Consider the following 3,429-nt stretch of genomic DNA (forward strand, 5'->3'; position numbering starts at 1 on the left):
AGGTTTTCCGAGTTGCGGCGCATACGGGTCGCCAGGTGGTCCAGGCGGAACAGGCTGGACAGCCGGTCGGCGTCCTGCTCGGACTGCTCGAGGGAGTCGATCAGGGACAGCTGGCGCTCGATGAGCGACTGGCTGCGGCGCGACAGGTTGACGAACATCGCGTTCAGGTTGCCGCGCAGCATGGCCTCGTCGGCGGCCAGCCGGACCGCTTCCCGGTGCACCTGGTCGAACGCCCGCGCCACTTCACCGAACTCATCGGTGGAGACGACGCCGATCGGCTCGATCTCGGCGGCGGCGTCGCCGCCTTCGCTCTCGCTCAGCCTGCGGACCATCGCGGGCAGCTTGCTGCCGGCGATGTCCAGGGCGTCGCTGCGCAGCCGGCGCAGCGGGCGGATCATGGACCGCGCCACGAGGGTCGTGATCAGCAGGACGAGGAGCAGCAGGAGCAGCACCGCCACCGAGTCGAGGATGGCGTCGTGCAGCGCGGTCTGCGCGAGCGAGTCGGCCTGGTCGGTGACCTGGCCGACCAGCTGGTCACTGACCGTCCGCATGTCGTCGATCTGGGCGGTCTGCGTGCTGTACCAGCACGCCGCCGGCGCCGCGGTCGTGCCGGTACAGGTCTGCTGCGTGCCGATCTGCAGCTTCGCCGTGCCGGCCGTCGCGATCGCGAGCTTCTCCGCGGACTTCGCCTCGTCGACCTGCGGGCCCGCCACGGTGTTGTTGAGCGTCTGCTGCTCGGCGACCGAGGCCACGGTCCCGAACTGGTTCGTGTCCGCTTGCTGCTGCTCGGCCGCCTGGTCGATGTCGCCGAGGGCGACCGGGGTCAGGGCTGGCGACGGCGACTCGAGCGCCTGGTACAGGTACGCGCGCTGGAGCGAGGCGTCGTCCTCCATCCGCAGCAGCGCGTTGAGCACGGAGACATCGGACTGCAGCGTGTCGTTGCCGGTGCCGGCCCCGACGTCATTGCTGAACGTGATGAACGCCTGGATCAGCCGGTCGTAGTTCGTGATCACCGACAGCGCCGGGGACTTGGTTGTCGTCGCCGCCTGGCGGATGTACTTCAGGTCGCTGATGCCCGCGAGCACGCCGTTGCTGAGGTCCTCGACCGTCTGCGCGCGGTAGCCGCTGCCGTTGACGACCGCCTGGGCCTGCGTGCTGATCTTGTTCATGACCTGCGTGGTCGCGCTCTGGTCGGCCAGCACGGTGGCCTTCAGCGTCGGCGGGGCAAGGCCGGCCTGGCCGCCCGCGGCGACGTACCCGGCGGTCACGTCGCGCTCGTCCGCGAGCAGCGCGGCACCCTGGACGACCAGCGAGTTGAGGTCCGCCAGAGTCTGGACGCGCTTGTACGAGTCGTAGTTGCTGACCGAGCCGGCGATCTGGATCACGCCGAGGATGAGGGCGAACACCGTGGGGACGACGATGATGGCGATGAGCCGCCAGCGGACGCGCCAGTTGCTCGGCCGCCACGATGAACCCTTACGCACAGTAACGCCAGACTTGTCCGCGGACGGAAGGCTACGGCGGGAAACCGGGACCGGCAGGCCGACCTGGCCAACGGGTCCGCCTTGGGAGCCAGCGCGAGGGCCACCCTGGCCCTCGCCGACGGCCAGCGGTCCGCCGGGCCCTCCGCCACCGAGCGGAAGGCCGGAAGCCGGCGTCTGTGGACCGCCGTTTCCGTTGGTCATCGAACGTCTACGCACTGCGCGCACACCTCGCAGCTTCAAGGGCCACCTGGACCGGCACAGGGCAACTCTTCCAGCTAGCGCTACAAAACGGGTAGGGACATATAATCATCAATTGCCAGCCCCAGACCCGGCATTCACCGGGAATCCCCCCGAACTTTGACGGAAGTCAGCATCCCTCCGTCAAGTCGGGCTAGGCAGTGATGGCCTGCGGGGCTCATGGAAGGCTACTCTGCTCTAGCCCTTGATGGCACGAAAACCTACACTTTTCGCCCGCAGCCGCACCAGATCTTAGCTGGTCACGCCGAGCGACCGGGCTATCAGCAGGCGCTGCACCTCGGAGGTGCCCTCGCCGATCTCGAGGATCTTCGCATCCCGGTAGAACCGGCCCACCGGAGACTCGTTCATGAACCCCGCACCGCCGAAGATCTGGGTCGCGTCGCGGGCGTTATCCATCGCCGCGTTCGAGGCGATCAGCTTGGCGATTGACGCCTCTTTCTTGAACGGCACCCCGGCTACCAGACGGGCGGCGGCGTCGTACCACGCGAGCCGGGCGACGTGCACCCGGGCGGCCATGTCGGCGAGCTTGAACGCGATCGCCTGGTGCCTGCCGATCGCGACGCCGAAGGCGACCCGGTCATTGGCGTACCGCACGCACTCGTCCACGCAGCCCTGGGCGAGGCCGGTCGCGAGCGCGGAGATCGCCACCCGGCCCTCGTCAAGGATGCGCAGAAACTGTGCGTAACCGCGACCGCGCTCGCCGAGCAGGTTGGCCGCCGGGACGCGGCAGTCGTCGAACGACAGCTCGCGGGTGTCGGAGGCGCACCACCCGACCTTTGAGTACTTCGGGGCGGGACGGAAGCCCTCGGTACCGTTCGGGATGATGATGGTCGAGTTCTCTTTCTTCTCTCCCTCGCTGTTTCCGGAAGCACTGTCAGTGAGCGCCAGCACCGTGACCAGCGAGGTGATGGCCGTCCCCGAGTTGGTGATGAACGCCTTGGTGCCGTTGACCACCCACTCGTCGCCGTCGAGCCGGGCGGTCGCGCGCATCGTGCCGGGGACGTCAGTGCCGCCGCCCGGCTCGGTCAGCCCGAAGGCGGCGAGCCGCTCCCCCGCGACCAGTGGCGGGAGCCACCGCTCGCGCTGCTCGGCCGTGCCGAAGCGGAAGACCGGCATCGCGCCGAGCGTCACCCCCGCGTCCAGCGTGATCGCGACCGAGGAGTCGACCCGGGCCAGTTCCTCAATCGCCAGGCACAGAGTGAAGAAGTCACCGTCCATCCCGCCGTACTGCTCGGGGAACGGCAGGCCGAACAGGCCGAGCTTGCCCATGCCCGCGACGATGTCGTAGGGAAACTCGCCGCGCTCGTAGTAGTCGCCGATGACCGGGGCGACCACCTCGCGGGCGAACGCGGCGACCGTTCCGCGCAGCTCACGCTGCTCCGGAGGAAGTTCGTAATCGACCATGAACTGATGCTACTGCCGGGTACTCCCAGCAGGCCGAGTCCCCGTGCCTCCGCTGGGCGGAGGCTGATCGCCAATGGTGTCTGGGATGGGCGGTCTGCACGATCGCTGGAGCTAACCCCGAGATGGGCGGTATGGTAGCTGGCAACGGCTTACCGGCTTCAAGCGAGGAGATGGCGATCCTGACCTGCCCAAACTGCGGCATCGGGGTGCAGCCGGAGGACCTGATCTGCTTCCGGTGTGGCGCCAACCTGCCGCACGCCCCCTACCCCGACGACGACATCCC

2 protein-coding genes are annotated in these 3,429 nt (G+C 68.4%); both read right to left on the minus strand.

Going from position 1 to position 3,429, the window contains the following annotated elements:
- The coding region (locus VME70_14480) for a nitrate- and nitrite sensing domain-containing protein (protein ID HTW21406.1) at positions 1–1,484 on the minus strand (1,484 nt) is incomplete at its 3' end.
- A gap of 489 nt (positions 1,485–1,973) precedes the next feature.
- Positions 1,974–3,146: an acyl-CoA dehydrogenase family protein gene (locus VME70_14485; protein ID HTW21407.1), complete on the minus strand. Its 1,173-nt coding sequence runs from the start codon at positions 3,144–3,146 to the stop codon at positions 1,974–1,976.
- Between the last annotated feature and the right edge of the window lie 283 nt (positions 3,147–3,429).

This window comes from Mycobacteriales bacterium (genome assembly GCA_035504215.1).
Classification (GTDB): Bacteria; Actinomycetota; Actinomycetes; order JAFAQI01; family JAFAQI01; genus DATAUK01.

Coding starts and splice junctions, on each gene's coding strand:
- VME70_14485 (HTW21407.1), bottom strand. CDS start 3,146: ATGGTCGATTACGAACTTCCTCCGGAGCAGCGTGAGCTGCGCGGAACG.